We start from the raw sequence: 489 nt of genomic DNA on the forward strand, positions 1-489 counted from the left end.
CGACATGGGCCAGTGGAAGCTCATCGAATCCAGTGAACAGGCGATGCTGGCTGAAGTGTCGCGGGCGGTGAAGAAACAGAAATTCGTCACCTTCCTCGGCTGGACCCCGCACCCGATGAACGTGCAGTTGAAGATGCATTACCTCAAGGGTGGCGAGAAGTATTTTGGCGATACCGGCAGCGTGTTTACGTTGACGCGCAAGGGCTACGCCGAAGCCTGTCCGAATGTGGGTAAGTTGCTGAGCAATCTGTCGTTCACTCAGGAGATGGAGAACAGCATCATGGCTGAGGTGGTGAACAAGAAGGTCACTAATGCCGAGGCGGCGAAGGCTTGGATCAAGGCGAATCCGGCGGTGCTGGATAAGTGGCTGGATGGGGTGAAGACTGCGGATGGCAAGGATGCGTTGGCGGCGGTGAAAGCGAAGCTTTGATTGTGGGGTTGCTGGAATTGTTCACGGCTTGAGATTTATTCCCCCTCACCCCAGCCCTC

General features: G+C 56.0%; 1 protein-coding gene. It reads left to right on the top strand.

All coding sequences use genetic code 11. The features are described from left to right. A partial coding sequence (locus BK660_RS32195) for a glycine betaine ABC transporter substrate-binding protein (RefSeq protein WP_311202931.1) occupies positions 1 to 430 on the top strand: 430 nt, incomplete at its 5' end. Between the last annotated feature and the right edge of the window lie 59 nt (positions 431 to 489).

Origin of the sequence: Pseudomonas brassicacearum, from assembly GCF_003732265.1 — a bacterium.
Lineage (GTDB): Bacteria > Pseudomonadota > Gammaproteobacteria > Pseudomonadales > Pseudomonadaceae > Aquipseudomonas > Aquipseudomonas brassicacearum_D.